We start from the raw sequence: 26051 nt of genomic DNA, 5'->3' as shown, positions 1-26051 counted from the left end.
ACGATCGCCGTTTCTTGCAGAAACTTGCTGCAAGGGCTTTCCGCGGTGATTGCCCCGCTGTTAACTTCCTTCCGAGCCCGACGGCAGCAACGGTGCGGTCGGCGCGAGGCAGCCATTATGCGCCTGCCTCCCTACATCTCGGGCACCCCCACCCTCCAAGGAGTTCTCATGCGGCGTGGCATCGCGGCCTCTGCCCTCGTTGTGGCCCTCGCGGTCTCGATGGCTGCCTGTGGCAGCAGCGGCTCCAGCTCGGACGGCAAGGCCGACGGGCCGGTCACCCTCACCTACTGGGACACGTCGAACGCCACCAACGAGGCGCCGAACTACCAGGCGCTCGTCAAGAAGTTCGAGGCCGCCAACCCGGGCGTCAAGGTCGACTTCGTCAACGTGCCCTTCGACCAGGCGCAGAACAAGCTCCAGACCGCGATGGGGGCCAAGGGCGCTCCGGACGTCTTCCGCTCCGAGGTCGGCTGGACCGCCGCCTTCGCCAAGGCCGGCTTCCTGGAGCCGCTGGACGGCACCCCGGCCGCCGCGGACGTCGCCGGCTTCCAGCCCAGCCTGATCCAGCAGGCCAAGTACGAGGGCAAGCTCTACGGTGTCCCGCTGGTCACCGACACCCTCGGCCTGCTGTACAACAAGGAGCTCTTCGCCAAGGCCGGCATCACCGCCGCCCCCGCCACCTGGGACGAGCTGAAGACCGCCGCCGCCGCGGTCAAGGAGAAGGCCGGCGTCGACGGCTTCTGGCTGAAGGCCGCCGACGGCTACTACGCGATGCCGTTCCTGTTCGGCGAGGGCACCGACACCGTCGACGCCAAGGGCAAGAAGATCACCGTCACCTCGCCCGAGGCGGCCAAGGGCATCGAGACCTACAAGACGCTGTTCACCTCGCCCGGCACCGCCAAGGCCGACGTCACCACCGACGCCTACGCGCACATGATGGACGCCTTCAACAGCGGCAAGGTCGCGGCGATCATCCAGGGCCCGTGGGAGATCACCAACATCTACAAGGGCACCGCCTTCGCCGACAGGACCAACCTCGGCATCGCCCCCGTCCCCGGCGGCTCCGCGGGCAAGGCCGGCGCCCCCACCGGCGGCCACAACATCTCCGTCTACGCCGGCGCCGACAAGGCCCACAAGGACGCCGCCGAGAAGTTCGCGGCCTTCATGACCTCGGCCGAGAGCCAGGCGTTCGTCGCGCAGAAGAACTCCACCCTGCCGACCCGCACCGACGCCTTCACCCCCGAGGTCAAGGCCGACCCCGGCATCGCCGGCTTCCAGGCGGTCCTCTCCAGCGCCAAGCCGCGTCCCGAACTGCCCGAGTACAGCTCGCTGTTCGCCTCGCTGGGCACCAACCTCGGCAAGATCGTCCAGGGCACCTCGACCCAGGACGGCCTGAACACCGTCGCCACCGACTACGCCAAGCTCCTCCCGGGCTTCGCCAAGTAGTCCTCCCCGTAGCCGTCCGGCCCGCCGCCACCCCTCCCGCGCGGGCCGGACGGCCGGACCCGTAGCAGCAGTCGCCGAAGCGAGGCGGCGGACCTCCCCGAGAAGGTGTCGAACAATGTCAGTCGCCGTGCAGGGCGCCACCGGCAAGGGCAGCCGGGAGCGCGATCCGCGACCGGGCCTGATGGAGCGCCTGAAGCGCTCGTACGCCAAGCACTGGTACGCCTACGCGATGATCGCGCCGGTCGTGCTGGTGCTCGGCGTGCTGGTGCTCTACCCGCTCGCCGAGGGACTCTGGCTCACCCTCACCGACGCCAACAGTCTCAACGTCGCCCGCAAGATCGGTGCCAACGAGATCCCGGCCTCCTACACGTTCGTCGGCCTCGACAACTACGCCGACATCCTCTGGGGCCCCGGCTCGTACGACCGCTTCTGGTCGCACTTCGTCTGGACCATCGCCTGGACGGCGCTCTGCGTCGGCCTCCACTACACCATCGGCCTCGGCCTCGCCCTGCTGCTCAACCAGAAGCTGCGCGGCCGGGCCGTCTACCGGATGCTGCTCATCCTTCCCTGGGCCGTGCCGACCTTCGTCACCGTGTTCTCCTGGCGCCTGATGCTCGCCGACGGCGGAGCCGTCAACGGCGTGCTGTCCGCCCTGCACCTGCCCGAACCCGGCTGGCTGGACGACCCGACCGCCCAGAAGGCCGCGGCCGTCCTGGTCAACACCTGGGTCGGCGTGCCGTTCATGATGATCTCGCTGCTCGGCGGCCTCCAGTCGATCCCGGCCGAGCTGTACGAGGCGGCCGAGATGGACGGCGCCACCGCCTGGCAGCGGTTCCGGCACGTCACCCTGCCGGGACTGCGCACCGTCTCCTCCACCGTGGTGCTGCTCGGCGTGATCTGGACGTTCAACCAGTTCGCCGTCATCTTCCTGCTGTTCGGCAACGGCGCGCCCGACGCCCAGCTGCTGGTCACCTGGGCGTACCGGCTCGGCTTCGGCCAGCAGCCCCGGGACTACGCGCAGTCCGCCGCCTACGGCGTCATCCTGCTCTCGATCCTGATCGTCTTCACCGCCTTCTACCGCCGCTGGCTCGCCCGCAACGAGCAGGCGAACGGCTGACCCGGCCCACCCAGCGACCACGAAGGCAGGCATCCCGATGAGCAGCACCACCACCGACCGCCCCACCCCCCTCGCCGCGCGCCCCGCGGCCCCGGCCGCCCGGCCGGCCAGGGTCCGCCGGCGCGGCGAACCCTCCCCGCTCGGCAAGGCCCTCGCGCACGGCACGCTGATCCTGGCCAGCCTGGTCGCACTGTTCCCGGTGGCGTGGATCCTCTACGTCTCGCTCGGCCCGGACAAGACCGACTACCTCCACCCCGGCGAGATCATGGACAAGCTGACGCTGTCCAACTACCGCACGGTGCTGTTCGACACCGACTTCGTCCACTGGTTCGGCAACGCCTTCCTGGTCTCCGGCGCCACCACCGTGGTGGGCGTGCTGATCGCCGCCTCCACCGGCTACGCCGTCTCCCGGATGCGCTTCCCCGGCCACCGGCCGCTGATGTGGTCGCTGCTGGTCACGCAGATGTTCCCGATCGCGGTGCTGATCGTGCCGATGTACACGATCCTCTCCCAGCTCGGTCTGCTGGACAGCTACCTGGGCCTGATCCTGGTCTACTCCACCACCACCGTGCCGTACTGCGCCTGGCTGCTGAAGGGCTACTTCGACACGATCCCGGTGGAGATCGACGAGGCCGGCCGCGTCGACGGGCTCAGCCCGTTCGGCACCTTCTGGCGGCTGGTGCTGCCGCTCGCCCGCCCGGGCCTGGCGGTGGCCGCGTTCTACTCCTTCCTGACCGCCTGGGCCGAGGTCGCCTTCGCCTCCACCTTCATGCTCAGCTCCGACAAGTACACGCTGGCCGTCGGCCTGCAGACCTTCGTCAGCGAGCACGACGCCCAGTGGAACCTGATGGCCGCCACCGCGGTGCTGATCGCGATCCCGTCGTCGGTCCTCTTCTACCTGGTGCAGCGCCACCTGGTGACCGGTCTGACCGCCGGCGCCTCCAAGTCCTGAGCGCGCCCGGACCGCCGCTCCCCGCGCCCGACCGATCCTCCGATCCCCGCTCCTCTGATCCCCGAGGGATACCGTCCATGACCCAGAACCTGGCCGACACCTCCCGGCCCGCCGCCGACGCCACCGCTCACGAGGCCGGTGCCGGCGCGGACAGAGGCTGGTGGCGGGACGCGGTCATCTACCAGGTGTACCCGCGCAGCTTCGCCGACTCCAACGGAGACGGCATGGGCGACCTGCCCGGAATCCGCAGCCGCCTGCCCTACCTGCGCGACCTCGGCGTGGACGCCGTCTGGCTCTCGCCGTTCTACGCCTCCCCGCAGGCCGACGCCGGCTACGACGTCGCCGACTACCGCGCGGTGGACCCGATGTTCGGCACCCTGATGGACGCCGACGCGCTGATCCGCGACGCGCACCGGCTGGGCCTGCGGATCATCGTCGACCTCGTCCCCAACCACTCCTCCGACCAGCACGAGTGGTTCAAGCGCGCGCTGCGCGAGGGTCCCGCCTCCCCGCTGCGCGACCGCTACCACTTCCGCCCCGGCAAGGGCGCGAACGGCGAACTGCCGCCCAACGACTGGGAGTCCATCTTCGGCGGCCCGGCCTGGACCCGGACCGAGAACCCGGACGGCACCCCCGGCGACTGGTACCTGCACCTGTTCGCCCCGGAGCAGCCCGACTTCAACTGGGAGAACCGGGCCGTCGCCGACGAGTTCCGCTCCATCCTCCGGTTCTGGCTGGACATGGGCGTCGACGGCTTCCGCATCGACGTCGCCCACGGCCTGGTGAAGGCCCCCGGCCTGCCCGACCTCGGCGGCTCCGACCAGCTCAGGCTGCTCGGCAACGACGTCATGCCGTTCTTCGACCAGGACGGCGTGCACGAGATCTACCGCAGCTGGCGGAAGATCCTCGACGAGTACCCGGGGCAGCGGATCGGCGTCGCCGAGGCGTGGACCCCGACCGTCGAGCGCACCGCCAACTACGTCCGCCCCGACGAACTGCACCAGGCCTTCAACTTCCAGTACCTGGGCACCTCCTGGGACGCCGCCGAGCTGCGCGCGGTGATCGACCTCTCGCTCGACTCGATGCGCCCGGTCGACGCCCCCACCACCTGGGTGCTCTCCAACCACGACGTCACCCGGCACGCCACCCGGTTCGCCAACCCGCCCGGCCTCGGCACCCAGATCCGCACCGCCGGCGACCGCGCGCTCGGCCTGCGCCGGGCCCGCGCCGCCACCCTGCTGATGCTCGCGCTCCCCGGCTCCGCCTACGTCTACCAGGGCGAGGAGCTCGGCCTGCCGGACGTCACCGACCTGCCCGACGAGGTCCGTCAGGACCCGTCGTTCTTCCGCAAGGCCGGCCAGGACGGCTACCGCGACGGCTGCCGCGTCCCGATCCCGTGGTCCGGCACCGAGGCCCCGTACGGCTTCGGCCCGACCGCCGGCGGCCCCAGCTGGCTGCCGCAGCCCGCCGAGTGGGCCGGGCTCAGCGTCGAGGCGCAGACCGGCGACCCGACCTCCACCCTGGAGCTGTACCGCTCCGCACTGGCCGTCCGCCGGGCCCGGGCCGAGCTCGGCGCCGGCACGGGGGTCGAGTGGCTGGAGAGCCCGGAGGGCACCCTGGCGTTCCGCCGCGGCGCGTTCGTCTGCACGGTGAACACGACCGCCGGCCCGGTCCGGATACCGGTGCCCGGCCGGCTCCTGCTGAGCTCCGCCGGCGCCGACCCGCTGATCGACGGCGGCGGGACGGTGCTCGCACCGGACAGCACCGACTGGTGGGCGGTCTGACGTGGTTGCAATAGGCTCTGGGACCGTGACTACGGCGCGACTCTCAGACATCGCGGCGCAGGCGGGGGTCAGCGAGGCCACCGTCTCCCGCGTGCTCAACGGCAAGGCGAACGTCTCGGCCGCCACCAGGCAGACCGTGCTGGCGGCACTCGACGTGCTCGGGTACGAGCGGCCCACCCGGCTGCGCCAGCGCAGCGCGGGCCTGATCGGGCTGATCACCCCGGAGCTGAGCAACCCGATCTTCCCCGCGCTGGCCCAGGTGATCGAGCAGGTGCTGAGCCGGCACGGCTACACGCCGGTGCTCTGCACCCAGACGCCGGGCGGCTCCACCGAGGACGAACTGGTGGAGATGCTGGTCGACCGGGGCGTGGCGGGCATCGTCTTCGTCTCCGGCCTGCACGCGGACACCACCGCCGACCACGACCGGTACGCCCGGCTGGCCGGCCGCGGGGTGCCGTTCGTGCTGATCAACGGGTACAGCGAGAAGATCGACGCGCCGTTCATCTCGCCGGACGACCGGGCCGCGATGTGGATGGCCGTCCAGCACCTGGCCGAACTCGGCCACGAGCGGATCGGGCTGGCCGTCGGGCAGCGCCGGTACGTGCCCGTGCTGCGGAAGATCGAGGGGTTCACCGCCGCCCTGTGCGAGGTGCTCGGGCGCACCCGGGAGGAGGCCGAGGGCCTCGTCCACCACACCCTGTTCAGCGTGGAGGGCGGCCACGCGGCGGCCGGCGCGCTGCTCGACAAGGGCTGCACGGCGATCGTCTGCGGCAGCGACATGATGGCGCTCGGCGCGATACGGGCCGTCCGGCAGCGGGGCCTGACGGTGCCGCAGGACGTCTCGGTGGTCGGGTTCGACGATTCGCCGCTGATAGCGTTCACCGAGCCGCCGCTGACCACCATCCGCCAGCCGGTGGAGGCGATGGCCACCGCCGCGGTGGACGCCCTGCTGGAGGAGGTCGGCGGAAACGCCGCCCAGCGCGGGGAGTTCATGTTCCAGCCCGAGCTGGTGATGCGCGGCTCGACCGGCGCAGGCGCGCGCTGACGGATCGGACGAACGGCCGGGGTCCGGGAGCAGGCCGCTCCCGGACCCCGGCCGTTCGTCGTGCGGATCAGCCCTCCTGGACGGCCGGGCGGTCCGGGGTGACCCGGTGGCCGTCGGCGGCGTCGCCGGTCCGGGTCTCGGTGCGCCGCCCCCGGTCCAGGTAGTCGCGGAGGATCAGTTCGACGGCGTCCTGCGGGCTCTTCGTGCCGGACAGCATCATCGCGTCGATCGCGAGGTTGGCGTCGAGCGTGACGGTGACCTGGGCCATGGTGACTCCTCCTCGGGGACAGAGCAGCAGCATGCCTGGTGCGGCCGGATTTGACCATGACCTTCCGGGGCGGGGCGTGCGGGGTTCCGGGGGCGGTCCGGCGCGGGACGCACCGGGGCCCCCGGGGAGGGAGCGACCTGGCTCCTCCCCGGGGGCCCCGGGCTTTCGCGGGTCAGACCCGGCCGTGGGTCAGACCCGGCCGGCGAAGTCCGGGGCCCAGTTGGCCAGGGTCTGGGTCCGCACGCCCGACCTCGGGTTGGCGGCCTCGACGTACTTGCCGTCACCGATGTAGAGCGCGACGTGGTGGACGCCGGAGTCCTTGCCGTTGTTGGACCAGAACAGCAGGTCGCCCGGCTTGAGGGCGTCGAGCGAGACGTGCGTGGACGCGGCGGCCTGGTCGGCGGCGACGCGCGGGACGGTGATGCCCGCGGCGCGCAGCGCGGCCTGGGTGAGGCCGGAGCAGTCCCAGCCGCCGTTGCCGGTGCCGCCGTAGACGTAGGCCTGGCCGACCTTCGACTGGGCGAAGGAGACGGCCGCGGCCATGCTGCCGGTGGCGGCCTGGGCCGGGGCCGGGGTCTCGGCCTGGGCGGCGGGCTTGGCGGCCGGCTTGGTGGCCGGGGCGGGGGTCTGGGCGGCCGGCTCGGTGGTGGCGGTGCCGGTCCCCGTGTCCTTGGCCCGGTTGAACCAGTCGAAGCCCTTGCCGGACTCCTCCGAGGCCTGGTTGCCCTTGGCCCGGTCGCCGAAGGTCAGGTGCTGGCCCGGGTAGATGCTGTGCGGGCCCTCGGTCAGGGTGGCGCGGTTGAGCTCGTAGAGCCGCTCCCAGCCGCCCTGGACGTCGTTCTTGTCGGCGATGGAGGAGAGCCAGTCGCCGACGGCCACGGTGTAGTCGGCGGACTGCTTCCGGTCGCCCTGCTGGCCGGTCTGCTGGCGCCACTGGCGCCCGTCCTGGCCGCCGTCGCCCTGGCGGGCGGCGTCGGTGGCGGCGGGAGCCTGCGCCTGCGGCTGGGCGGCCTTGGGCGCGGCGGGCTGCGTGGCCTTCGGCTGGGCGGCGGGCTTGGCGGCCGGGGCCGGGGTCTGGACGGCCGGCTTGGCGGCGGCCGTGGAGGTGTCGACGGCGGCCGGGGTGCCGCCCTTGGTCAGGCCGGCCTTGACCGAGCAGACCGGCCAGGCACCGGGGCCCTGCACGGCGAGCACCTTCTCGGCGATCGCTATCTGCTGGTCCTTGGTGGCGAGGTCGGCGCGCGCGGCGAACGAGGTGCCGCCGAACTCGGCCCAGGTGGAGCTGGTGAACTGGAGTCCGCCGTAGAAGCCGTTGCCGGTGTTGATGCTCCAGTTGCCGGTGCTCTCGCACTGGGCGACCTTGTCCCAGGTGGCGACGGAGGCGGCCGAGGCGGTGCCGGTGGTGAGGCAGGGGATGGTGAGGCCGATGCCCGCGACGCCGAGGGTGGCGATGGCGCGACGGGTGCGGCTGGACAGGCGGGTGCCGTTGGTGGGCAGCATGAAGACGCGGTCCTCTCCCACGCCTGCGAGGTGAGCTGTCGGATTCGGGCTGGAGTTGCCCGGCCGCGCTGTGGACGCGGCTTCACCCCTAGCCCTGGTCGGTCCGGGGACCGGCCTGGGCGAACTACCTGTGGTTCCCCCGCTCCTGCCGTGGTGCTTCGTACTTCCAGCGCACCCGACGGCAGGACTCGGCGTTGCAGGGGAGCTGGGTCCGTGTGGCCACGAACGGGGAGCACGTTAAGCAGAGCCGCCTTCAAACCGCAAACATGTGTGAGGCACGTCACTGTTTGCGAAATCCGTGGTGGGTGGCTGTCCTTCATGATCAGAAATGACCGATTTCATGCAACGCCCGTCGCGGTCAACGCAACTGCCTATGCTTCAGAGCGTCGGTAGGACGCCGGCGCCGCCGCAGCCGCCCGTGGGGAGGGCTACGCACCGATGGCCATGGACGAGGACCCGGACCCCGCCCGGCCGACCGGCCGGGCGCGCGGAGCGCACCGCAGGGCAAAGCATCGCAGAGCGGACATCCCGCCCGAACCGCACCTAACTCCCTTAAGTCGCCGCACTTTACTGCGCTGGCTCGCCGTCGGCACCGCCTTCGCGGCGGTCAGCGGCGAGGAGGTGCTGCGGCGCTCGCTGAGCGGCCCGACCGAACCGGTCGCCGCCGTCGCCGGATCGTCCACGGCCGTCGGCGCGGACCGGACGGGAGCCGGAGGCCACGGTGGGGCGTCCCCCGAGGCCGCTCCGGTCGGCGCCGCGCCCGAACAGCCGGCCCCCGCGCCCACCGTCGACCAGAGCGGCCGCCGCTGGTCCGACCCGGCCGGCTGGGGCGGTGCCGTGCCCGGCCCGAGAAGCACCGTGCGGATCACCGACCGGGTGCTGCTCGACACCGACGCCGCCGTCGGCACGCTGCTGGTGGAGCCGACCGGCGCCCTCACCTTCGCCGCCGACCGCACCCTCACCCTCGCCGCCACCGGGAACGTCGAGATCCGCGGCGCCCTCGCCCTCGCCCCCGACGGCACCCACACCCACACCCTGCGCTTCCCCGCCGTCGACGAGAGGCGCTTCCAGGGGGACGGCATGAAGGTCGTCGACACCGACGTGGGCCTCTGGGTCACCGGCGCCGGCTACCTGCGGCTCGACGGCGCCGCCAAGACCGCGTGGGTCCGCGCCGACCGCGAGTTGAAGGCCGGCGGCACCGAGCTGGCCCTGTCCGCCCCGCCCGCCGGCTGGCTCCCCGGCGACGAACTGGCCGTCACCCCGACCGGCCCGCCCGACCAGGAGGGCTTCGCCGCCCACTACGACCTCGTCACCGTGCGGTCCGTCAGCGGAGCCACCGTCACCCTGGAGTCGCCGCTGAAGCACGCCCACCCCCTGGTCGCCGCCGGAGGGGGCGTCACCGTCGGCGCCGAGGTGCTCAACCTGACCCGCACCGTCCGGGTCGAGGGCACCGCCGAGGGCCGCGCCCACGTCCACCTCACCAGCTCCCGGCGCGCCGACGTCCGGCACGCCGCGCTGCGCTGGGTCGGCCCGCGCGCCGACACCAAGGAGACCTGGAGAGGACAGGACGGCACCGCCCCGGTCACCGCGGCCGTCCTCGGCCGGTACGGGCTCCACTTCCACCAGCTCGGCGACGCCACCCGCGGGACCGTCGTCGAGGGCGTGGTCGTCCGCGACGCCGGCAGCCACGCGTACGTGCCGCACGCCAGTCACGGCATCACCTTCCGCAGCTGCATCAGCCACGAGACCTGGGAGGACGCGTACTGGTGGGACGGGCCGCTGGACACCCGCACCCCGCAGCGCCCCTCCGACGACATCGTCTACGAGTCCTGCGTCGCCTCCCGCACCCTGCTCGAACCCCACCCCCGCGCCTACCGGCTGACCGGCTTCAACCTCGGCGCGGGCACCGGCGGCAAGGCGGTGGACTGCGTGGCCGTCGGCGTCCAGGGCGCCGACGGGGCCTCCGGCTTCGAGTGGCCGGAGAACAGCGAGGGCGTCTGGACCTTCGAGCGCTGCCTGGCCCACAACAACCTGCGGGACGGCATCTTCGTCTGGCTCAATGCCCGTCAGCACCACGTGGTCACCGAGTTCGCCGCCTACCACAACGGCGGCTGGGGCATCGAGCACGGCGCCTACCTCAACGACTTCGACTACACCGCGAGCGTGCTGTACGGCAACGCGGGCGGGGGAGTGGCGCTGCACTCGCTCGGCCGGGACGAGGGCACCGTGTTCGACGGACTGCTCGTCGACGCGGCCGGGCAGAGCGACTTCGCCGTCTCCACCGCCCGGCACGAACTCGCCGGACAGGCCGTCACCTTCAGCCGGAGCCGGTTCACCGGCTACCGGCGGGCCGGCGTGGCCTTCCGGGCCACCTCGGACGGGCAGCCGGACGACGTGCTGCTGCTGGACTGCGAGTTCGGCGGCAACGAGCTCTGGCTGGACCCGGAGGCCGTGCGGCCGAAGAACATCCTGCTGCGCCGGGCCGGGCAGACCGAGGTGCTCAAGGTCCGCAAGCCGGACGAGGAGGGCGCCGCGCAGCCGCAGTGGAACGCCGCCGCCGCGCCGGTGGCCACCTTCGCGGCGCAGTCCCGGCCGGTGCGGCTGCCTGCCCTGAAACTGAAGGACGCGGCCTCGCCCACCAGTCGGGTCGGCCGCTGAGGCCGCCCCGGGGGCCGCGGCGGCGGTGCGGGGTCCCGGTCCGGCCGGAGGGCGGGGGGCCGGACCGTTCCGGCCGGTGCGAGCAGCCGAAGGGGCCCGGAACGGATGCGTTCCGGGCCCCTTCGGACGGGCTTGCGCTACTGGGCGGCGTGCCGTCCGCCGGAGGGCTCCGCGGCGACGTCCCCGGCCTCCGCGGCCTGCGCCTCGAAGTCGACGGTCGGCAGCGTGGCCAGGTAGGTGGAGGCGATCAGCTGGCCCACCGTCGGGTACGCGCCCAGCGGGGCGGCCGACGGGCAGCCGGACTCCTCGGCTGCCGTGGCGAGCAGCTCGGAGTCCGCCTCCGGGCCGATCACCAGGGGGGCCAGCGCCGGGTTCTGCGAGCCCATCTCCCGGAGGTGGGCGACGGCCGCGGCCACCGAGCCGGGCAGGTCGAGCGCGGCGGGGACGACGGGCACGGCCAGCCGGGCGGCCAGCAGCATGCCGGTGATCCCGGCGGCGTCGGCGGCGGCCTGCCCACCGACGGTGGTGAGCACCACGCCGTCGGCGGCGGTCGCGATGGCGAAGAGCCGGGCCCGGTCGGCGCGGGCCAGACCGGCCTCGGAGAGGCGCACGTGCACGGCCTCGGCCAGCAGCGGATGCGGGCCCAGCACGTCGGTGACGGGGGCGCCGTACTCGGCGGCGAGGGCGTACAGGTCGGTCAGGAAGTCGTGCGGGCCGGGCACGAGGGGCACGATGACCGGCGTGGGCAGGCCGGCCTCGGCCGCCTCGTCCAGCAGTTCGGCGACGGTGCGCTCGGCGCCGACCTCGGCGCCGTGGGCCGGAAGGTAACCGGCTGCCGTCTGCACGCCGTTCTGCTCGCTGCGGACGATGGACAGCAGCTCCTCGACCACGGACCGGGATTCCGGTCCGGCGGCCGCGGGCACGGCGAGCAGCAGGACCGGCGAACCGGTCGGGATTTCGGGGCGCTCGGGACGGCGGTGGCGCCCCCGCGCACGGGAGCCTGGGGTTCGGACGGGCAGTGGCGCGCCCGGGATGGCTGCGGTGCTCATGGCGGAGATCGTAGGACATTCCCCCGCCGTGCTCGCAGTCGGCTGCCGTACGAGGAGGGGCGGCCCATCCGAAAACCGGACATAACCGGCCCGAACCCGGTTTCTCTCCCGGTATCCGCTCAGATGCGAGAGGAGGAGCTCCGCGTTGCAGGAGGGGCGCGTGAGATGTCTCACAGGGCGGGCATCGTCTGACGGAGGGTCACAGTGGGGTCACAGCGGTGCGACTCCGGGCTCCCGAAGATCAACATTCAGCGGGTGGTCGCCTACGGGCCGTCATCGACATCCGGCCGATTCGGTCGACTATGTCCACTTACGTACCGTCAGGTGCGCGGCTCGTGAAGAGTTCCGGTTCGGTGTCGAAAAGCCCGTGCACCTGCAACGTCCCGTGCTGATGCACGTGCACTGGAGCTATCATCACGTCAAGTGAGGCGTTGTGCCGGGCCGGTACGGGGCCGGCCGAGCCGTTCGGCTGAGAGCCGGGGCGCCGAGCTGGACGACCCACTCCGGAGCTCTTCGGGAGATTTCTATGCACGACACGTTCGACACGTACAACGGGATGGCCGCTGCGGACCTCAAGGGCGTGGTCTGGCAGAAGAGCCTGCACAGCAACTCTCAGGGCAACTGCGTCGAGTTCGCCGCCCTCCCGGGGGGCGATGTGGCGATGCGCAACTCCCGCTTCCCGGACGGTCCGGCGCTCATCTACACCCGGGCCGAGATCGAGGCCCTGCTCCTGGGGGCCAAGGACGGGGAGTTCGACCACCTGGCGGTCTGACCGGCCGCCGGCTTCACCATCGGGGGGCCGTCGTGGGTGCTGACACCACGACGGCCTTTGTCTTACCGGCTCCGCCGCCCTGCGAGCCGTCGTGCCACGAGCTGCCGTTCCGCCGGCCCGGCCGCCGTTCGCGGGCCCTCGCCCGCCGGCCGCCGTTCCGCCCGCCAGGGTCACCCGCCGTCGCCGCCGTGCCGAGCCGCCGCACGCGGATCGGAGGGGCGCACCGCCGCAAGGGTGGCCGGTACCCGCTGCCCGAGGGTCACCGATCGCCGTTGCCGGGGTGTGTCGCGCTGGTGTGTGGTCTCCCGCCGGGCGGTGTGGTGCTCCCGGGGGTCCTGTCACGGGTCGTGCGCCGTGCTAGGCCGAGCGTCGGTGCCGTCCGCTCATCTCGGGGGCCGGGATCGACCGTTGTTCCGGTTCCGCCTCGAACAGCGCCCAGACGACCTTGCCGCCGCCGAGCGGGTGCCAGCCCCAGGAGTGGCTGAACGAGTCGACCAGGTGGAGGCCGCGGCCCGACTCCGCCACGAAGTCGGCCTCCCGCGCCACCGGGCCGATGTTGCTGGGGTCGCTCACCGCGCAGACCACCTGCGGGGAACGGTGCACCAGGCTTATTCGGATCGGCAGCCTCCCCTCGGCTGCGCACTGCATGGGAAAGTCGTAGTCGTCCGCCGCACCGGGGCGCGCGCCGATCGCGTGCCGCAGGGCGTTGGTCACCAGCTCCGAGGCCACCAGCGCGACGTCGTCGAAGAGCTCGCCCAGGCCCCAGCGGTGCAGGGCGGTTCTGGCGAAGTCGCGCGCGGTTCTGACGGCTTCATATCGAGGAGCGAGCGTACAGGTGACCACATGGGGGTCGACTGCCAAAGCCGTTCCGGTGCTCATGAAGAGCTCCTCCCATAAGGGGGCGGACACGGCTGGACCCGCCGGGGTCATGCCGGTCACCTCCGACTCGCTCGGCCGCACGGCCGCCCACTCGACCAGGCGCGCGCGCACAAGGGCCCGGAGGCGCGGGGGCGCTGCCGGGCCTGTGCACGGAGTCGCGCGTGGGGTCGACGCGGAGCCCGCGGGATTGCCAGGGATGTGCAGGTGCACGTGCACCATCGTCCTCTGCGCTCACTGCAGATGCAAGAGTCGATTCACGTGCAGTCGTTCAAATGGCATATGCAAGCGCCGGATGCACGTGCATCCTGGTGTGCGGAGTACAGAACTGATAGGAACATCCGTCAGTATCGGCACCGTGAGCGCTCAACTGATGGCAGACTGTGCGCTGTTTGCCCTAGGTGGAGGTTAGGACCACATGACCACAGTTCAGCCGGGCGGCGGCTCGATGGTCCGCCGGATCCTCCTCGGCTCCCAGCTGCGCCGCCTCCGGGAGGGGCGCGGCATCACCCGCGAGGACGCGGGCTACGCGATCCGTGCGTCCGAGTCCAAGATCAGCCGCATGGAACTCGGCCGGGTCAGCTTCAAGGAACGCGATGTCGCGGACCTGCTCAGCCTCTACGGAGTGGACGACGGCCTGGAGCGCGAGGCGCTGCTCGGGCTGGTCCGCGAGGCCAACAAGTCGGGCTGGTGGCACAGCTTCAACGACGTCCTGCCGGGTTGGTTCCAGACCTACGTCGGTCTGGAGGAGGCCGCCGCACTGATCCGCACCTACGAGGTCCAGTTCGTCCCCGGCCTGCTCCAGTCCGAGGAGTACGCACGGGCGGTTTTCGGCCAGAGTCGGCCGGTGATCAGCGAGGAGGAGGTCGAGCGCAGGGTCAGCCTGCGGATGCGCCGCCAGAAGCTGCTCACCGAGGGCGAGAGCCCCCGCCTCTGGGCGGTCATCGACGAGGCGGCGCTGCGCCGTCCGGTCGGTGGGCCGAAGGTGATGCGCGGCCAGGTCCAGTACCTGATCGACGCGGCCGAGCAGGCCAACGTCGTGATCCAGGTCATGCCGTTCCGCTTCGGTGCGCACGCCGGTGAGTCCGGTGCGTTCACCATCCTGCGCTTCCCCGAGCAGGACCTGGCGGACGTCGTGTACCTGGAGCAGCTGACCAGTGCGCTGTACCTCGACAAGCGCGACGACGTCGACGCCTACATCCAGGTGATGGAGCGGCTCTGCGTGGACAGCCTCACGCCCGAGCGCACCATCGACCTGCTGGCCTCGATCCTGAAGGAGCGCTGAGCGCCGGACGTCCCCGTCCGCCGCGCGCCGCTCCACCGGACGGCCGAGGTGCCAGGGCAGGTCGTAGCGGCTGAAGAGGTCCGCGCGGATCGGCGCCAGCGGCACCTCCGCGCCCGGGAGCAGGACGCCTATGCAGCCGCCCATCAGGGCGCTGCGCAGCACCGCGTGCTCCGCGACGGGGTCGGGCGCACCCCAGTCGCGCAGCAGTTCCTGGAGGATCGAGCCGAGCCGTTGCTGCTCGGGGTCCTGGACGAAGGCGCCGGTGTCCGGGTCGAGGATCAGCGCCAGGTGCGAGCGCATCACCCGCGGGTGGTCCATGGCGAGGCCGAGCACCGCGTCGATCGCCCGGGCCAGCCGGGCCTCCGGTGTCGCGTCGGGCGCGAGCTCGCCGAGCGCGGTGGAGAGCTCCTGGTGCATCATCCGGTGGGTCGCCGACTGCATGAGCAGCCGTTTGCCGTCGAAGTAGTACGAGAGCAGTCCGCGGGCCAGTCCGGCCCGTTCGGCGATGTCGGTCAGCGTGGTCCCGGCGTATCCGTGCCGGTCGACCAGTTCGACGGTGGCCCGCATGATGCGTCGCCGGGAACGCTGACGCATCTCCTCATTGACCGAATCCCCGCGAGGTGCCATCGTTTCTGCTCCGTACGTTCGTTGGCTGTCGGCCAATATACTGGCGCGGCCGGCGACCGGACCGCGGCCCCCGGGCCTTGGGCCGGGCGGCGGCGTTCGGTTCGTACGGAGGCGCCGGCTCTACCAACACGGGGGTTTGGTGGAGCCGGCGCCCGCCCGGGGACTCCGTCCCGGGCCTGGTGGAACTCGTACCGCTGTTCAGCTCTTGGTCAGAACCTCGCCGCCCCGGTCGACCAGGTCGACTGACGGATAATCATAGTCCGGTACGGAGAAGTGAGGTGCCTTCGTCCGTCGGTCGAGAACGGCGCCCGCGACGGCGATCACGAAACCGACCACCGCGATCCCGGTGATGAAGAGCAGGGCGGGCCGGTAGCCGTCCAGCTGGGCCTGCGCGCCGGTGCCGCCGCCGCTGCCGGCGGTGATGATGGCCGTGGCGCCGGCCAGGACGACCGCGGTGCCGACCTGGATCGCGGTGTTCACCAGGCCGGAGGCCAGTCCCTGCTCATCGTCGGCGACGCCGTCGGTGGCGGCGATGTTCACCGAGGGGAAGGCCAGCGCGAAGCCGACGCCGAGCAGGATGATCGACGGCAGCACCAGCACCGGGTACGAGCTGTGCTCGTCGAGCCGGAGGAAGAGCGCGAACGCGCCGACCAGGGCGAGCAGGCCGATCGGCAGCAGCCGGCCGGTCCCGAAGCGGTCCACCACGGGGCCCATGAACGGTGCCGACAGGGCGATCATCGCGCCGGCGGGCAGCAGCCCGAGCGCCATCTCCAGGGCCGACCAGTCGAGCAGCTCCTGGAGGTAGAGCGTGACCACGAACTGGAAGCCGCCGTACGCGCCGGTCATCGCGAATGCGATCACGTTGGCGCGGGCGACCGAGCCGTTGCGGAAGATCCCGAGCCGGACCAGCGGGTGCGCGGTGCGGCTCTCGACGAACAGGAAGGCGGAGCCGAGCAGCGCCACGACGGCGAACGAGCCCAGGGTGCGCAGGCTGAGCCAGCCGGCGCCCTGCGCCTCGGTCACGGTGAAGACCAGCAGCAGCACGGTGGCGGTGCCGGTGATCGCGCCGAGCACGTCGTACCGGCCGGTGGCCTTCTCCCCGGCGGCCGGGCGGGGGAGCAGCCGGACGGCGAAGACCAGGGCGAGCAGGGCGATCGGGACGGGCATCAGGAAGGTCCAGCGCCAGCCGACCGAGGTGAGCACTCCGCTGAGGACCAGGCCGAGCGAGAAGCCGCTGGCCCCGCAGGTGGTGTAGATCGACAGTGCCCGGTTGCGGGCCGGGCCCTCCGGGAACGTGGTGGTGATGATCGACAGGCCGGCCGGCGCGGTGAAGGCGGCGGCGACGCCCTTGATGAAGCGGGCGGCGATCAGCAGGCCGCCGTCGTCGACCAGGCCGCCGAGCAGGGAGGCGGCGGCGAAGACGGCGAGTGCGACGAGGAAGACCCGGCGGCGGCCGAGCAGGTCGGCGGTCCGGCCGCCGAGCAGCAGGAGCCCGCCGTAGCCGAGTACGTAGCCGGAGACCACCCACTGGAGGGTGGAGGTGGAGAGGTGGAGTTCGGAGCCGATGGAGGGGAGCGCGATGCCCACCATCGAGATGTCCAGGGCGTCCAGGAACAGCGCGGCGCAGAGCACGATCAGCGTGCCCCAGAGGCGGGGACTCCAGCGCGGAGCCCCCTGTGATGAATCGTCAGACGTCGTGACGGTCGCGGTGGTCATGGGCAAGAGAGTACATGCACATGCATTCAATGCAAGTGAATAAGATGTTAACGCATAAGTTGCTTCCGCATGTGATACCGTGGCGGCGTGGCTGAACTCGACCCCCACGATTCCCACGACTCCCCGGCGGAGGCCGGTCTGGTCGTCCAGTGGCGCGACCTGCTGGCCCGGCAGGCCCAGACCGCCTGCCTCCTCGACCGTGAACTCGGCGAGAAGCACGGCCTGGGCATGAGCGAGTTCGAGGTGCTGGAACGCCTCGTCGAGGGGTGTGACGGCAGTGGCGGGCACGGGCTGCGGATCCAGGAGCTGGCCGACACCGTGCACCTCAGCCAGAGCGCGCTCTCGCGGCTGATCGGCAGGCTGGAGAAGGCCGGGCTGGTCACCCGCGCGATGTGCACCAGTGACCGGCGCGGCATCCAGGTCGCGCTCACCGAGGCCGGCCGTCGGCGCTACACGGAGGCCCGTCCCCTGCACCGCGAGGTGCTCTCCCTCACGCTCGCCGACGAACCGGTGCGCGCCTGCGGGACGACCCTGGACTGACGGGGCCGGAGGCCGGCGCTACAGCAGGGACGCGAGGCCCGGTGCGGCGGCCGTCAGCACGACCGCCACCGGCGCGGCCAGGGCGGCCAGGGTCAGCTGCAGGCGGTGCGACACGGAGAGCCGGGGGCGCCCGGCCAGCAGCCGGTCCACCCGCTTCGGCGACTGGGCCATCCCGGGCGGGCAGGAGCCGAACACCCCGCGCCCCAGGTTGAGTTCGGCCAGTGCCAGGGCGGTGGTGTGCCGGCCGTGCCGCCGCGCGGCCCGGTCGTCCGCCGCCAGCTCCACCAGCTCGCCCACCTGATTCCGGAAGGCGCTGAAGACGCCGACCCCGGGGAAGCCCGAGGCGAGCGCCTGCGCGCCCTGCGCCAGCCAGTGGTGCCGGGCCCGGACGTGCCCGCGCTCATGGCTCAGCACCGCCTCCAACTCCCGGTCGGTCAGCTGCCGGAGCGCCCCCGTGGTGACCACCAGCCGGGAGTTGTGCCCGGGCAGCGACCAGGCCCCGGGCCGGACGTCCTCCAGCACCACCAGCCGCTCCCGGCGCTGCCGTGCGTCGTCGATGGAGCCCGGCAACTCAGGTGACAGCGTGGCCAGTTCGGCATGCCGGTGAGCGCGCAGCGCCTTCGCCGAACGGACCTCACGGGTCAGCGCGAACAGCGTCTGCAGCCCGCCCGCGGCCAGCACCGCCGCGCAGAGCCGGCCCCAGCCCTCGGCGTTGTGCAGTCCGTACGCCGCCTCCACGCCGTGCGGTGCGCCCGTGAACAGCAGCGACCGCAGGTCGGGGAGCGCGGCCGAGGCGGCCAGCAGCAGGCTCAGCGCACAGCACAGCAGTACGGCCACCACCAGGCACTGCCAGACCAGCAGCGCCAGCACGGGTTCGCGGTCCACCCAGCGGGCCCGGGTCAGCCGCCGGGGAGCGGCGGTGGCGAGCAGCAGTCCGAGCAGCAGCAGGCCGAGCAGGGCCGTCATGGCATGGGCTCCCCGGGGACGCACGGAGCGCGACAACGCGCTTCCCGTCCAACCTAAGCGCTGCCGGCGCGGCGTGGTACGACTTTCGGCCACCAGTGACCAACGCCACGGCTGTTCGGCGGCCGCGCCGCGAGGACGGTGCGGCGCCGCGACGGTGGGCGCGGGCGTTGGTGTCACATGGTCAGGAGCATGGCGAACATGCCGATGCCCATCGACAGCCGCCAGGCCCGGGGCAGCGTCGCCGAGGCCGCCGGCAGCCCGCCGGGCCCGCCTCCGGCACCGCTGAGCAGCCTGCTGCCCGACCAGAGCGCGTACCCGCCGAAGTAGAGCAGCAGGGCGCCGGTCAGGGCCGGCGATCCGGCCGCGGACGGGTGGTGGCCCGCGTGCCCGGCGGCGGGTGCGGTGGCCATCACGAGTGCCATGTAGGTCATCGCCAGCGCGCCGACCGCGTGGTGCAGCCGGTGCGCCCGCCGCTCCGGGCGGTACGCGGCGGCCAGCAGCAGGGCGACCGCGGGCGGGCCGAACAGCCAGGCCCAGGCGACGCCCGGTACGGCCGTCCCGGTCACGGCCATGGCGGCCATGCCGAAGCCCATCAGGGCCTCGGAGGCATCCGACTCGTACGCGTGCAGCCGGTGCGCGCGGGTCGCCCCGGTGGCCCCGGTCCTTCTCGGGCCGGGCGTCCTCGGTGCGGTTCCGGCTCCGGCCGCTCCCGGGGGCGGCGCGGGGGGAGTACGGCGCAGGCGGGTGAGGCAGTAGCCGCCGGAGGTCGCGGCGAGGGCGGCCAACAACCAGCTGACGAGGGCTGATCCGTGCAACGGCGGCCTCCCGGGCGGTGACGGGCGGGGGTACCGTCCACGATCACGGCCCGGGGCCGCGTGCAGCAGGGCGCGTGCGGGGCGCATGGTGGTGCCCGGCGGAGTGGGCCCACCGGCGGGCGCCGGACTGCCGCACAGGTCCGGCTACCCGGAGAGCCGCCCGGAGGCGATGACCCGGCTCAGGAACCGCCGGGTCCGCTCCTGCTGCGGCGCCCCGAACACCCGCTCCGGCGAGCCCTGTTCGAGTACCACCCCGGCGTCCAGGAAACAGACCTGGTCGGCGACCTCGCGGGCGAACCCCATCTCGTGCGTCGCGACCAGCATCGTCATGCCCTGCTCCTTGAGGTCGCGCACCACCGAGAGCACCTCGCCGACCAGCTCCGGGTCGAGCGCCGCGGTGATCTCGTCGAGGAGCAGCAGCCGCGGCCCGGTGGCGAGCGCCCGCACGATGGCCACCCGCTGCTGCTGGCCGCCGGAGAGCCGGTCGGGGTACTCCCGCGCCTTCGCCGCCAGGCCCAGCCGGTCGAGCAGCTCGTGCGCCCGCGCCTCGGCCTCGGCCCGGGCCAGACCGTGCACCCGGCGCGGGGCGAGCGTCACGTTCTCCAGCACGGTCATGTGCGGGAAGAGGTTGTAGGCCTGGAACACGACGCCGATCCGTCGTCGCACGGCGTCCTCGTCGGCACGCGGGTCGGTGATCTCCGCGCCGTCCAGGAAGACGGCGCCGTCGTCGATCCGCTCCAGCAGGTTGACGCACCGCAGGAGCGTCGACTTGCCGGAGCCGGAGGCACCGATCAGCGCCGTCACCGAGTGCTCGGGGACGGCGAGGTCCACGTCGCGCAGGACCGCCTGGCCGTTGAAGCTCTTGCGCACCGACTCCAGGCGCAGCACGGGCTTCACCGGCCCGCCCGACGGCGCGGCCCCGCCCGACGGCCTGGGCACACCCGGTCGTACGGCGGACGTGCCCGGCGGGCGGCCTGTCGCGTCGTCGGACGGACGGCCGGTCACACCGCACCTCCCTGCTGGCGTCGGCGGTTCATCCGGGTGGTGAGCCAGCCGGTGAACCGGGTGAGCGGGATGGTCAGCACCACGAAGACGAGTGCCGCCACCAGGTACGGGGTGGAGTTGAACGACCGGCCGTTGATGATCTTCGCCGCGTACACCGCGTCGATCACCCCGCCGATCGAGACCAGTCCGGTGTCCTTCTGCAGGCTGACCAGGTTGTTGAGGAGCGGCGGCACCACCCGGCGGACCGCCTGCGGCAGCACCACGTACCGCATCGCCTGCGCGTTGGAGAGGCCCAGCGACCGGGCGGCGGCCCGCTGGCTCGGGTGCACCGACTCGATGCCGGCCCGGAACACCTCGGACACGTACGCCGCGTACGTGAGCACCAGCGCGGCGCCGCCCAGCCACAGCGGGTCGGTGGTGACACCGGTCAGTCGCAGCGCCGGCACCCCGGTGATCATCACCAGCAGGCAGATGATCATCGGCAGGCCGAGGAAGAAGTCGACGTAGGCGGTGGCGAGCAGCCGCACCGGCAGGAAGACCGGCCCGCTCAGGGTCCGCAGCACCGCGAGCAGCAGGCCGAAGAAGAGGATCAGCACCCCGCAGACGGCCATCAGTTCCAGGTTGATCCGCAGTCCCTTGAGCACCTCGGGCAGTGCCTGCCGGGCGTACTCGGCACTGAGGAAGGACCGCCGCACGGCCGGCCAGCCGGGCGAGCCGACCACCAGCAGGACCAGCGCCACCGCCGTCACCAGCGTCGAGCCGGCCGCGATCAGCGCCGAGCGGTGGGCCCGCCGGCGCCGGTACGCCTCGTGGGCGAGCCGTCTCGCCGACGGCCGGTAGCCGTCGTCGGCCGCGCCCGGGCCGGCCGGCGTCCCCGGGTCGGCGGACCGCCCGGAGAGCCCCTTCACGGTGTCGCTCACTGGAGGACGGGGGCCGAGACGGCGTCCGAGAGCCACTGCTTCTCCAGCTTCGCCAGCGTCCCGTCGGCCCGCAGCGCGTCCACCGCGCCGGAGACGCAGCCGGTCAGCTTCGAGCCCTTGTCCAGCACCAGGCCGAACTGCTCACCCTTCGCGGAGCCCGCCAGCTGGCCGACCACCTGGGCGTCCGTCACCTCGGCCCCGGTGATGTAGAACGCCGTCGGGAGGTCGACCACCAGGGCCTCGACCTGACCGTTCCTCAACGCGGCCTTCGCCAGGTCGTTGGAGTCGAAGACGGCCGGCCGGGTGGTCGGCCTGATGGTGTCGGTGACCGCGTCCAGGCTGGTGGTGCCGACCTGTGCGCCCAGCTTGGCGCCCCTGAGATCGGCGAGGCTCCGGGCCGAGGCGGCCTTGGAACTCTTCAGCGCGATCACGGCCTGGCGCACGTCGTAGTAGCCGGAGGAGAAGTCCACCGCCTGCCGGCGCTCGGCACTGATCGACACCTGGTTGATGTCGAAGTCGAAGTTCTTCGGACCGGGCGCGGTCGCCGTGCCGAACGGAGCGACCACCCACGTCACCTTCTCCTTGGGGTAGCCGAGCTTCTCCGCCACCGCGTGGGCGACCGCGGACTCGAAGCCCTTGCCGTTCGCCGGCGCGTCCTCGGCGAACCACGGCTCGTACGCGGGCTTGTCGGTGCCGATGGTCAGCGTCCCCGCCGCCCGGGTGGGCAACGCGCCCGGCGCGCAGCCGCCGGCCGTGCTCGCGGCCGTGGGGTTCCCGTCGGACGCGGTGTCCTGCGGGGCACAGGCGGCCAGCACGGCACCGGCGAGCAGGAGGGCGGCGAGCGGCTTTCGGGGGAGGGGCATGGCGGGGCTCCCGGGAGGAAGGGGACGGACCGGTCGGGTGGGGAACCTCCCCCGGTGGCGACGCCGGAACACGCGCGGCACGGTCGGCTTACCGGGCTTCGTCCGCTCTGTCCCGGAAGATCCCGGCAGCTGTTCACACGGACGACATACGGTCTCCGGCCCCGGTTACCGCAGATCCGCCGCCAGGTGCCCCCTTGAACAGAAGAACCTTTCGTACTTATGGTGGTCTCGTTGAAAACCCTCCTGTCGAAGTGAGTCCCCGATGCAGAATCTTTCGCCAAGGCTCGCCGTGGCGACCGACGCCCCGGTCGAGTCCCTCGCCGGCCACCCGGCCTGGCTGCGGCTCAAGGAAGCTGTCGAGGCCCTGCGCCCCCTGCAGTCCAAGGACGGCTCCATCGACCTGTCCGTCGTCGAGCGCCGGACGGTCGACCCGCTGGTCGCCACCGTCCGCACGGCCGTCGCGGAGCTTGCGCCGCTCTTCCCGCACGACGCGGCCTACCTGGCCGCCGTCGACGTGGACCTGGCCAAGTGGGCCGACACCGGCTACCGGGAGCCGGACTTCCTGGACTCGCTGCTCGCCTTCCAGCCCGCCGAACAGCGCGAGGACGGCCTGGAGCACCTGGTCGTCTTCCCGATGTACACCCAGAACGGCAACCCGAACCGCAACCTCGAAGCGGTCCTGCTGAACGTCGTCTGGCCCGACTGGCTGGCGGAGCTGGAGCGCACCCGCTTCGACAACCCGATGTTCGTGCCGATCACCTTCACCGACTTCACGGCCGGCTACGACACCAACTCCGCCGTCCTCTTCCCCGAGACCGTGGCCGTGCGCAAGGCGCCGGAACGTTTCACCTGGGGCGGCATCTTCTGCGACCGTGAGGCCGCCCGCTTCCGGGTCGTCTCCACCAACGCCGTCGAGCTGCTCGGCCTGGAGATCCCGGCCGACGCCGAGAGCCTGCTCCAGGACCAGGAGCGCTCGCAGCAGACCTTCGTGCTGTGGGACCTCATCCACGACCGCACCCACAGCCACGGCGACCTGCCGTTCGACCCCTTCATGATCAAGCAGCGCAGCCCGTTCTGGATGTACGGCCTGGAGGAGCTCCGCTGCGACCTCACCACCTTCAAGGAGGCGGTGAAGCTGGAAGGGGAGGGCAACGAGCACGCCCGGGACGTCCAGTACGCGATCCTCTTCGACCGCCTCTTCCGCTTCCCGGTCAGCGGCGACCGCGTCCGCAACTACGACGGCCTCGGCGGTCAGCTGCTCTTCGCGTACCTGCACAAGCACGACGCGCTGCGCTGGCGCGACAACCGCCTCAGCATCGACTGGGAGCGGGCCCCGCAGGTCACCAACGCGCTCTGCGCCGAGATCGAGACCCTCTACCGCGACGGCATCGACCGTCCCAAGCCGGCCCACTGGATCGCCGCCTACGAGCTGGTCTCCCGCTACCTCACCCCGCACCCCGCCTCCACCTGGGCGAAGGGCTCCGCGGCGCTGCCGTTCGACATCACCGAGGGCAAGGCCCTCAACAAGGCCCTGTGCGACGCTGTGCTCCCCGACGAGTTCCCGCTGAGCATGTTCTACGAGGCCCTCTCCAAGAAGCTCAGCGGCGTCATCGCCTCGACCACCGGCATCACCGGTGCCGGCCTGCAGGGAGTTGCCGCGTGACCACCGCACCCAAGGGACCGCTCAGCGGCAAGGTGATCGCCGTCGCCGGCGCGAGCGGCCCGGCCGGCCAGGCCGTGCTGCGCCGCCTCACGGCGGACGGCGCCACCGTCATCGGCGCCGACATCGACGCCCAGCGGCTGGAGGCCGCCCTCGACACCGTGCGCGTCGCCGTGCGCGGAGCCAGGGTCAGCGGCCAGGTCATCGACCTCCTCGACCCGCAGGAGGTCCACGACTGGGCCGACCACCTGGAGGCCGAGCACGGCCACGTCGACGGCCTCCTCCACCTGGTCGGCGGCTGGCGCGGCAGCAAGACCTTCTTCGACACCCGGATCGACGACTGGGACTTCCTGCACGACACCGTCGTGCGGACCCTCCAGCACACCTCGCTGGCGTTCCAGCCCGCCCTGGTCCGCAGCGGTGGCCGCTACGCCATGATCTCGGCCGCCGCCGCCCACAAGCCCACCGCGGGCGGCGCCGCCTACGCCGCGGCGAAGGCCGCCACCGAGGCCTGGACGCTCGCCATGGCGGACTCCTTCACGAAGGAGACCACCGCCGAGGACGGCAAGCCCACCGCCGCGGCTGCCATCCTGGTGATCAAGGCGCTGGTCAGTCCCGAGATGCGGGCCGAGAAGCCGGAGGCGAAGTTCGCCGGCTTCACCGACACCGCCGACCTCGCCACCACCCTGGCGGGCCTCTGGGACCGCCCCGCAGAAGAACTGAACGGACAGCACCTGTGGCTGACAGCCCGATGACCGACCCCACCCCGCAGACGGACGCCGTCCGGCGGCACGACCCCGCCGTCCGCGGCTTCGCCAGCGACAACTACGCCGGTGTGCACCCGGAGGTCCTCGCCGCGATAGCCCTCGCGAACGGCGGCCACCAGGTGGCCTACGGCGAGGACGACTACACCGCCCACCTCCAGGACGTCTTCCGCCGGCACTTCGGCGACAAGGCCGAGGCGCACCCCGTCTTCAACGGCACCGGCGCCAACGTCGTCGCCCTGCAGGCACTGCTCCCGCGCTGGGGTGCGGTGATCACCGCCGAGTCGGCCCACATCAACGTGGACGAGGGCGGCGCCCCGGAGAAGATGGGCGGCATCAAGCTGCTCACCGTCCCCACGCCGGACGGCAAGCTCACCCCCGAGCTCATCGACCAGCAGGCCTGGGGCTTCGGCGACGAGCACCGCGCGCAGCCGCTCGCGGTCTCGATCACCCAGAGCACCGAGCTCGGCACCCTCTACACCGTGGAGGAGATCCGGGCGATCGTTGACCACGCGCACCAGCTCGGCATGCTGGTCCACGTGGACGGCTCCCGCCTGGCCAACGCCGCGGCCTCGCTCGGCGTCCCGCTGCGCGCCTTCACCACGGACGTGGGCGTCGACGTGCTCTCCTTCGGCGGGACGAAGAACGGCCTGCTGTTCGGTGAGTGCGTGGTCGTGCTCAACCCCGAGAAGGTCCGGAACATCAAGTTCCTCCGCAAGACCTCGATGCAGCTCGCCTCGAAGATGCGCTTCGTCTCGGTCCAGTTCGAGGCGCTGCTCGCGGGTGACCTCTATCTCCGCAACGCCGGCCACGCCAACGCCATGGCCAGCCGCCTCGAGGCCGCCGTCCGCGGGATCGAGGGCGTGACGGTCGTCCGCCCGGTCAGGGCGAACGCCGTTTTCGCGATCCTCCCCCGCGAGGTGAGCGAGCGGCTGCAGAAGCGTTACCGCTTCTACTTCTGGAACGAGCACACCGGAGAGGTCCGCTGGATGTGCTCGTTCGACACGACGGAGGCTGACATCGACGCCTTCGCGACGGCCATCGCCGAGGAGATGGGCCGCGTGTGACAGGCCTCTGACATTCGTCCGACCCGTGTCCTGCACGCGTCCGGCGCCTGCCGAAGGCCTGCTCGAACCGCGGATCGTCCCGTCCTGCCGCCGCGGGACGGGACGATTTGCATGTGGCGTGCCGATCGCCGTACAGTTCCGGAGTCGCCGCGAGAGAGCGGGGGCAAGCGGAAAGCAAAATCCGATGAATGAAACTCCGGAAAACGGAGCGGAAAACGTCTGATAAGCTGGAAACACGAAAGAACGAAGCGCCCGGAGGGCCGGTGTGAAAGCCGCCTGAAGGAAGTGTCCGTTCCTTGAGAACTCAACAGCGTGCCAAAAGTCAACGCCAGATATGTTGACATCCCCGGCCTCGG

The 26051-nt window shown here is 72.0% G+C and carries 22 protein-coding genes, 1 pseudogene and 1 riboswitch; of the genes and pseudogenes, 12 read left to right on the top strand and 11 right to left on the bottom strand.

Features of this window, described 5'->3' with window-relative positions; genetic code table 11:
- Positions 1-168 precede the first annotated feature (168 nt).
- The 5 genes from ACFWIC_RS01175 (at position 169) to ACFWIC_RS01155 (ending at position 6344) form a co-directional block, all read left to right on the top strand.
- Positions 169-1446 carry an extracellular solute-binding protein gene (locus ACFWIC_RS01175; protein ID WP_329880278.1) on the top strand — a complete coding sequence of 426 codons (1278 nt, stop codon included), beginning with the start codon at positions 169-171 and terminating at the stop codon, positions 1444-1446.
- 115 nt (positions 1447-1561) lie between these two features.
- A complete protein-coding gene (locus ACFWIC_RS01170) occupies positions 1562-2563 on the top strand; it encodes a sugar ABC transporter permease (protein ID WP_329948802.1) in 1002 nt (333 codons plus the stop codon).
- 37 nt (positions 2564-2600) lie between these two features.
- The gene (locus ACFWIC_RS01165) at positions 2601-3515 is read left to right on the top strand and encodes a carbohydrate ABC transporter permease (RefSeq protein ID WP_329880275.1); all 915 of its coding nucleotides are present in this window, start codon (positions 2601-2603) and stop codon (positions 3513-3515) included.
- Positions 3516-3592: 77 nt separating this feature from the next.
- Entirely contained in the window at positions 3593-5299 is a 1707-nt protein-coding gene (locus tag ACFWIC_RS01160) for an alpha-amylase family glycosyl hydrolase (protein WP_329880274.1), read from the top strand.
- A gap of 25 nt (positions 5300-5324) precedes the next feature.
- Positions 5325-6344 carry a LacI family DNA-binding transcriptional regulator gene (locus tag ACFWIC_RS01155; protein WP_329880273.1) on the top strand — a complete coding sequence of 340 codons (1020 nt, stop codon included), beginning with the start codon at positions 5325-5327 and terminating at the stop codon, positions 6342-6344.
- 67 nt (positions 6345-6411) lie between these two features.
- Here ACFWIC_RS01155 and ACFWIC_RS01150 read toward each other — a convergent pair whose 3' ends face one another.
- On the bottom strand, positions 6412-6612 hold the full coding sequence (locus ACFWIC_RS01150; protein WP_329880272.1) for a hypothetical protein: 201 nt from the start codon (positions 6610-6612) through the stop codon (positions 6412-6414).
- Between the two features lie 189 nt (positions 6613-6801).
- A complete protein-coding gene (locus ACFWIC_RS01145) occupies positions 6802-8133 on the bottom strand; it encodes a transglycosylase family protein (protein ID WP_380514742.1) in 1332 nt (443 codons plus the stop codon).
- Positions 8120-8316: riboswitch (cyclic di-AMP (ydaO/yuaA leader) on the bottom strand. Its footprint overlaps the gene before it by 14 nt.
- 234 nt (positions 8317-8550) lie before the next feature.
- Here ACFWIC_RS01145 and ACFWIC_RS01140 point away from each other — a divergent pair.
- Positions 8551-10770 (top strand): hypothetical protein, encoded by a 2220-nt coding sequence (locus ACFWIC_RS01140; protein ID WP_380514739.1) that lies wholly within the window; start codon positions 8551-8553, stop codon positions 10768-10770.
- Positions 10771-10907: 137 nt separating this feature from the next.
- Here ACFWIC_RS01140 and ACFWIC_RS01135 read toward each other — a convergent pair whose 3' ends face one another.
- The gene (locus ACFWIC_RS01135; protein WP_380514736.1) at positions 10908-11819 is read right to left on the bottom strand and encodes a sirohydrochlorin chelatase; all 912 of its coding nucleotides are present in this window, start codon (positions 11817-11819) and stop codon (positions 10908-10910) included.
- A gap of 526 nt (positions 11820-12345) precedes the next feature.
- Here ACFWIC_RS01135 and ACFWIC_RS01130 point away from each other — a divergent pair.
- A complete protein-coding gene (locus ACFWIC_RS01130; protein WP_329880265.1) occupies positions 12346-12591 on the top strand; it encodes a DUF397 domain-containing protein in 246 nt (81 codons plus the stop codon).
- A 357-nt stretch (positions 12592-12948) separates the two neighbouring features.
- Here ACFWIC_RS01130 and ACFWIC_RS01125 read toward each other — a convergent pair whose 3' ends face one another.
- Positions 12949-13470, bottom strand: coding sequence for an ATP-binding protein (locus ACFWIC_RS01125; protein ID WP_329880263.1), 522 nt, complete (start codon positions 13468-13470; stop codon positions 12949-12951).
- A 415-nt stretch (positions 13471-13885) separates the two neighbouring features.
- Between ACFWIC_RS01125 and ACFWIC_RS01120 the strand changes: the two genes are divergently transcribed.
- Positions 13886-14752: a helix-turn-helix transcriptional regulator gene (locus ACFWIC_RS01120; RefSeq protein WP_329880262.1), complete on the top strand. Its 867-nt coding sequence runs from the start codon at positions 13886-13888 to the stop codon at positions 14750-14752.
- Between the two features lie 495 nt (positions 14753-15247).
- Here the strand turns inward: ACFWIC_RS01120 and ACFWIC_RS01115 are convergent.
- Both ACFWIC_RS01115 and ACFWIC_RS01110 read right to left on the bottom strand, forming a co-directional pair.
- Positions 15248-15319, bottom strand: a pseudogene (locus ACFWIC_RS01115) (TetR/AcrR family transcriptional regulator); the annotation flags it as partial.
- A gap of 258 nt (positions 15320-15577) precedes the next feature.
- The gene (locus ACFWIC_RS01110; protein WP_329948796.1) at positions 15578-17095 is read right to left on the bottom strand and encodes an MFS transporter; all 1518 of its coding nucleotides are present in this window, start codon (positions 17093-17095) and stop codon (positions 15578-15580) included.
- Between the two features lie 87 nt (positions 17096-17182).
- On the opposite strand from ACFWIC_RS01110, the gene ACFWIC_RS01105 reads away from it, so the two are divergent.
- Entirely contained in the window at positions 17183-17635 is a 453-nt protein-coding gene (locus tag ACFWIC_RS01105; protein ID WP_329948795.1) for a MarR family transcriptional regulator, read from the top strand.
- Positions 17636-17653: 18 nt separating this feature from the next.
- Here ACFWIC_RS01105 and ACFWIC_RS01100 read toward each other — a convergent pair whose 3' ends face one another.
- The 5 genes from ACFWIC_RS01100 to ACFWIC_RS01080 all read right to left on the bottom strand — a co-directional run bounded on the left by ACFWIC_RS01100 (position 17654) and on the right by ACFWIC_RS01080 (position 22204).
- Entirely contained in the window at positions 17654-18601 is a 948-nt protein-coding gene (locus ACFWIC_RS01100; RefSeq protein WP_380514732.1) for a M56 family metallopeptidase, read from the bottom strand.
- 173 nt (positions 18602-18774) lie between these two features.
- Positions 18775-19416: a DUF5134 domain-containing protein gene (locus ACFWIC_RS01095; protein WP_329948793.1), complete on the bottom strand. Its 642-nt coding sequence runs from the start codon at positions 19414-19416 to the stop codon at positions 18775-18777.
- A gap of 144 nt (positions 19417-19560) precedes the next feature.
- Positions 19561-20313 (bottom strand): amino acid ABC transporter ATP-binding protein, encoded by a 753-nt coding sequence (locus tag ACFWIC_RS01090; protein WP_380514998.1) that lies wholly within the window; start codon positions 20311-20313, stop codon positions 19561-19563.
- Between the two features lie 104 nt (positions 20314-20417).
- Positions 20418-21329, bottom strand: a complete 912-nt coding sequence (locus tag ACFWIC_RS01085; protein WP_380363391.1) for an amino acid ABC transporter permease — start codon at positions 21327-21329, stop codon at positions 20418-20420.
- A gap of 8 nt (positions 21330-21337) precedes the next feature.
- Positions 21338-22204: an ABC transporter substrate-binding protein gene (locus ACFWIC_RS01080; protein WP_380363382.1), complete on the bottom strand. Its 867-nt coding sequence runs from the start codon at positions 22202-22204 to the stop codon at positions 21338-21340.
- A 262-nt stretch (positions 22205-22466) separates the two neighbouring features.
- On the opposite strand from ACFWIC_RS01080, the gene ACFWIC_RS01075 reads away from it, so the two are divergent.
- From ACFWIC_RS01075 to ACFWIC_RS01065, 3 genes are read left to right on the top strand one after another with little or no spacing between them, the layout of a single operon-like run.
- Positions 22467-23867: a DUF6421 family protein gene (locus ACFWIC_RS01075; protein WP_380514728.1), complete on the top strand. Its 1401-nt coding sequence runs from the start codon at positions 22467-22469 to the stop codon at positions 23865-23867.
- Entirely contained in the window at positions 23864-24619 is a 756-nt protein-coding gene (locus tag ACFWIC_RS01070) for an SDR family NAD(P)-dependent oxidoreductase (RefSeq protein WP_329880246.1), read from the top strand. The genes ACFWIC_RS01075 and ACFWIC_RS01070 overlap by 4 nt, the downstream gene beginning before the upstream one ends.
- Entirely contained in the window at positions 24616-25695 is a 1080-nt protein-coding gene (locus ACFWIC_RS01065) for a threonine aldolase family protein (protein WP_380514996.1), read from the top strand. Before ACFWIC_RS01070 ends, ACFWIC_RS01065 begins: the two co-directional genes overlap by 4 nt.
- The last annotated feature ends 356 nt before the right edge of the window (positions 25696-26051 follow it).

The organism is Kitasatospora sp. NPDC127035, from assembly GCF_042726075.1.
In the GTDB taxonomy this organism is placed as follows: Bacteria; Actinomycetota; Actinomycetes; order Streptomycetales; family Streptomycetaceae; genus Kitasatospora.
This window is presented reverse-complemented; position numbering and strand designations above follow the sequence as displayed.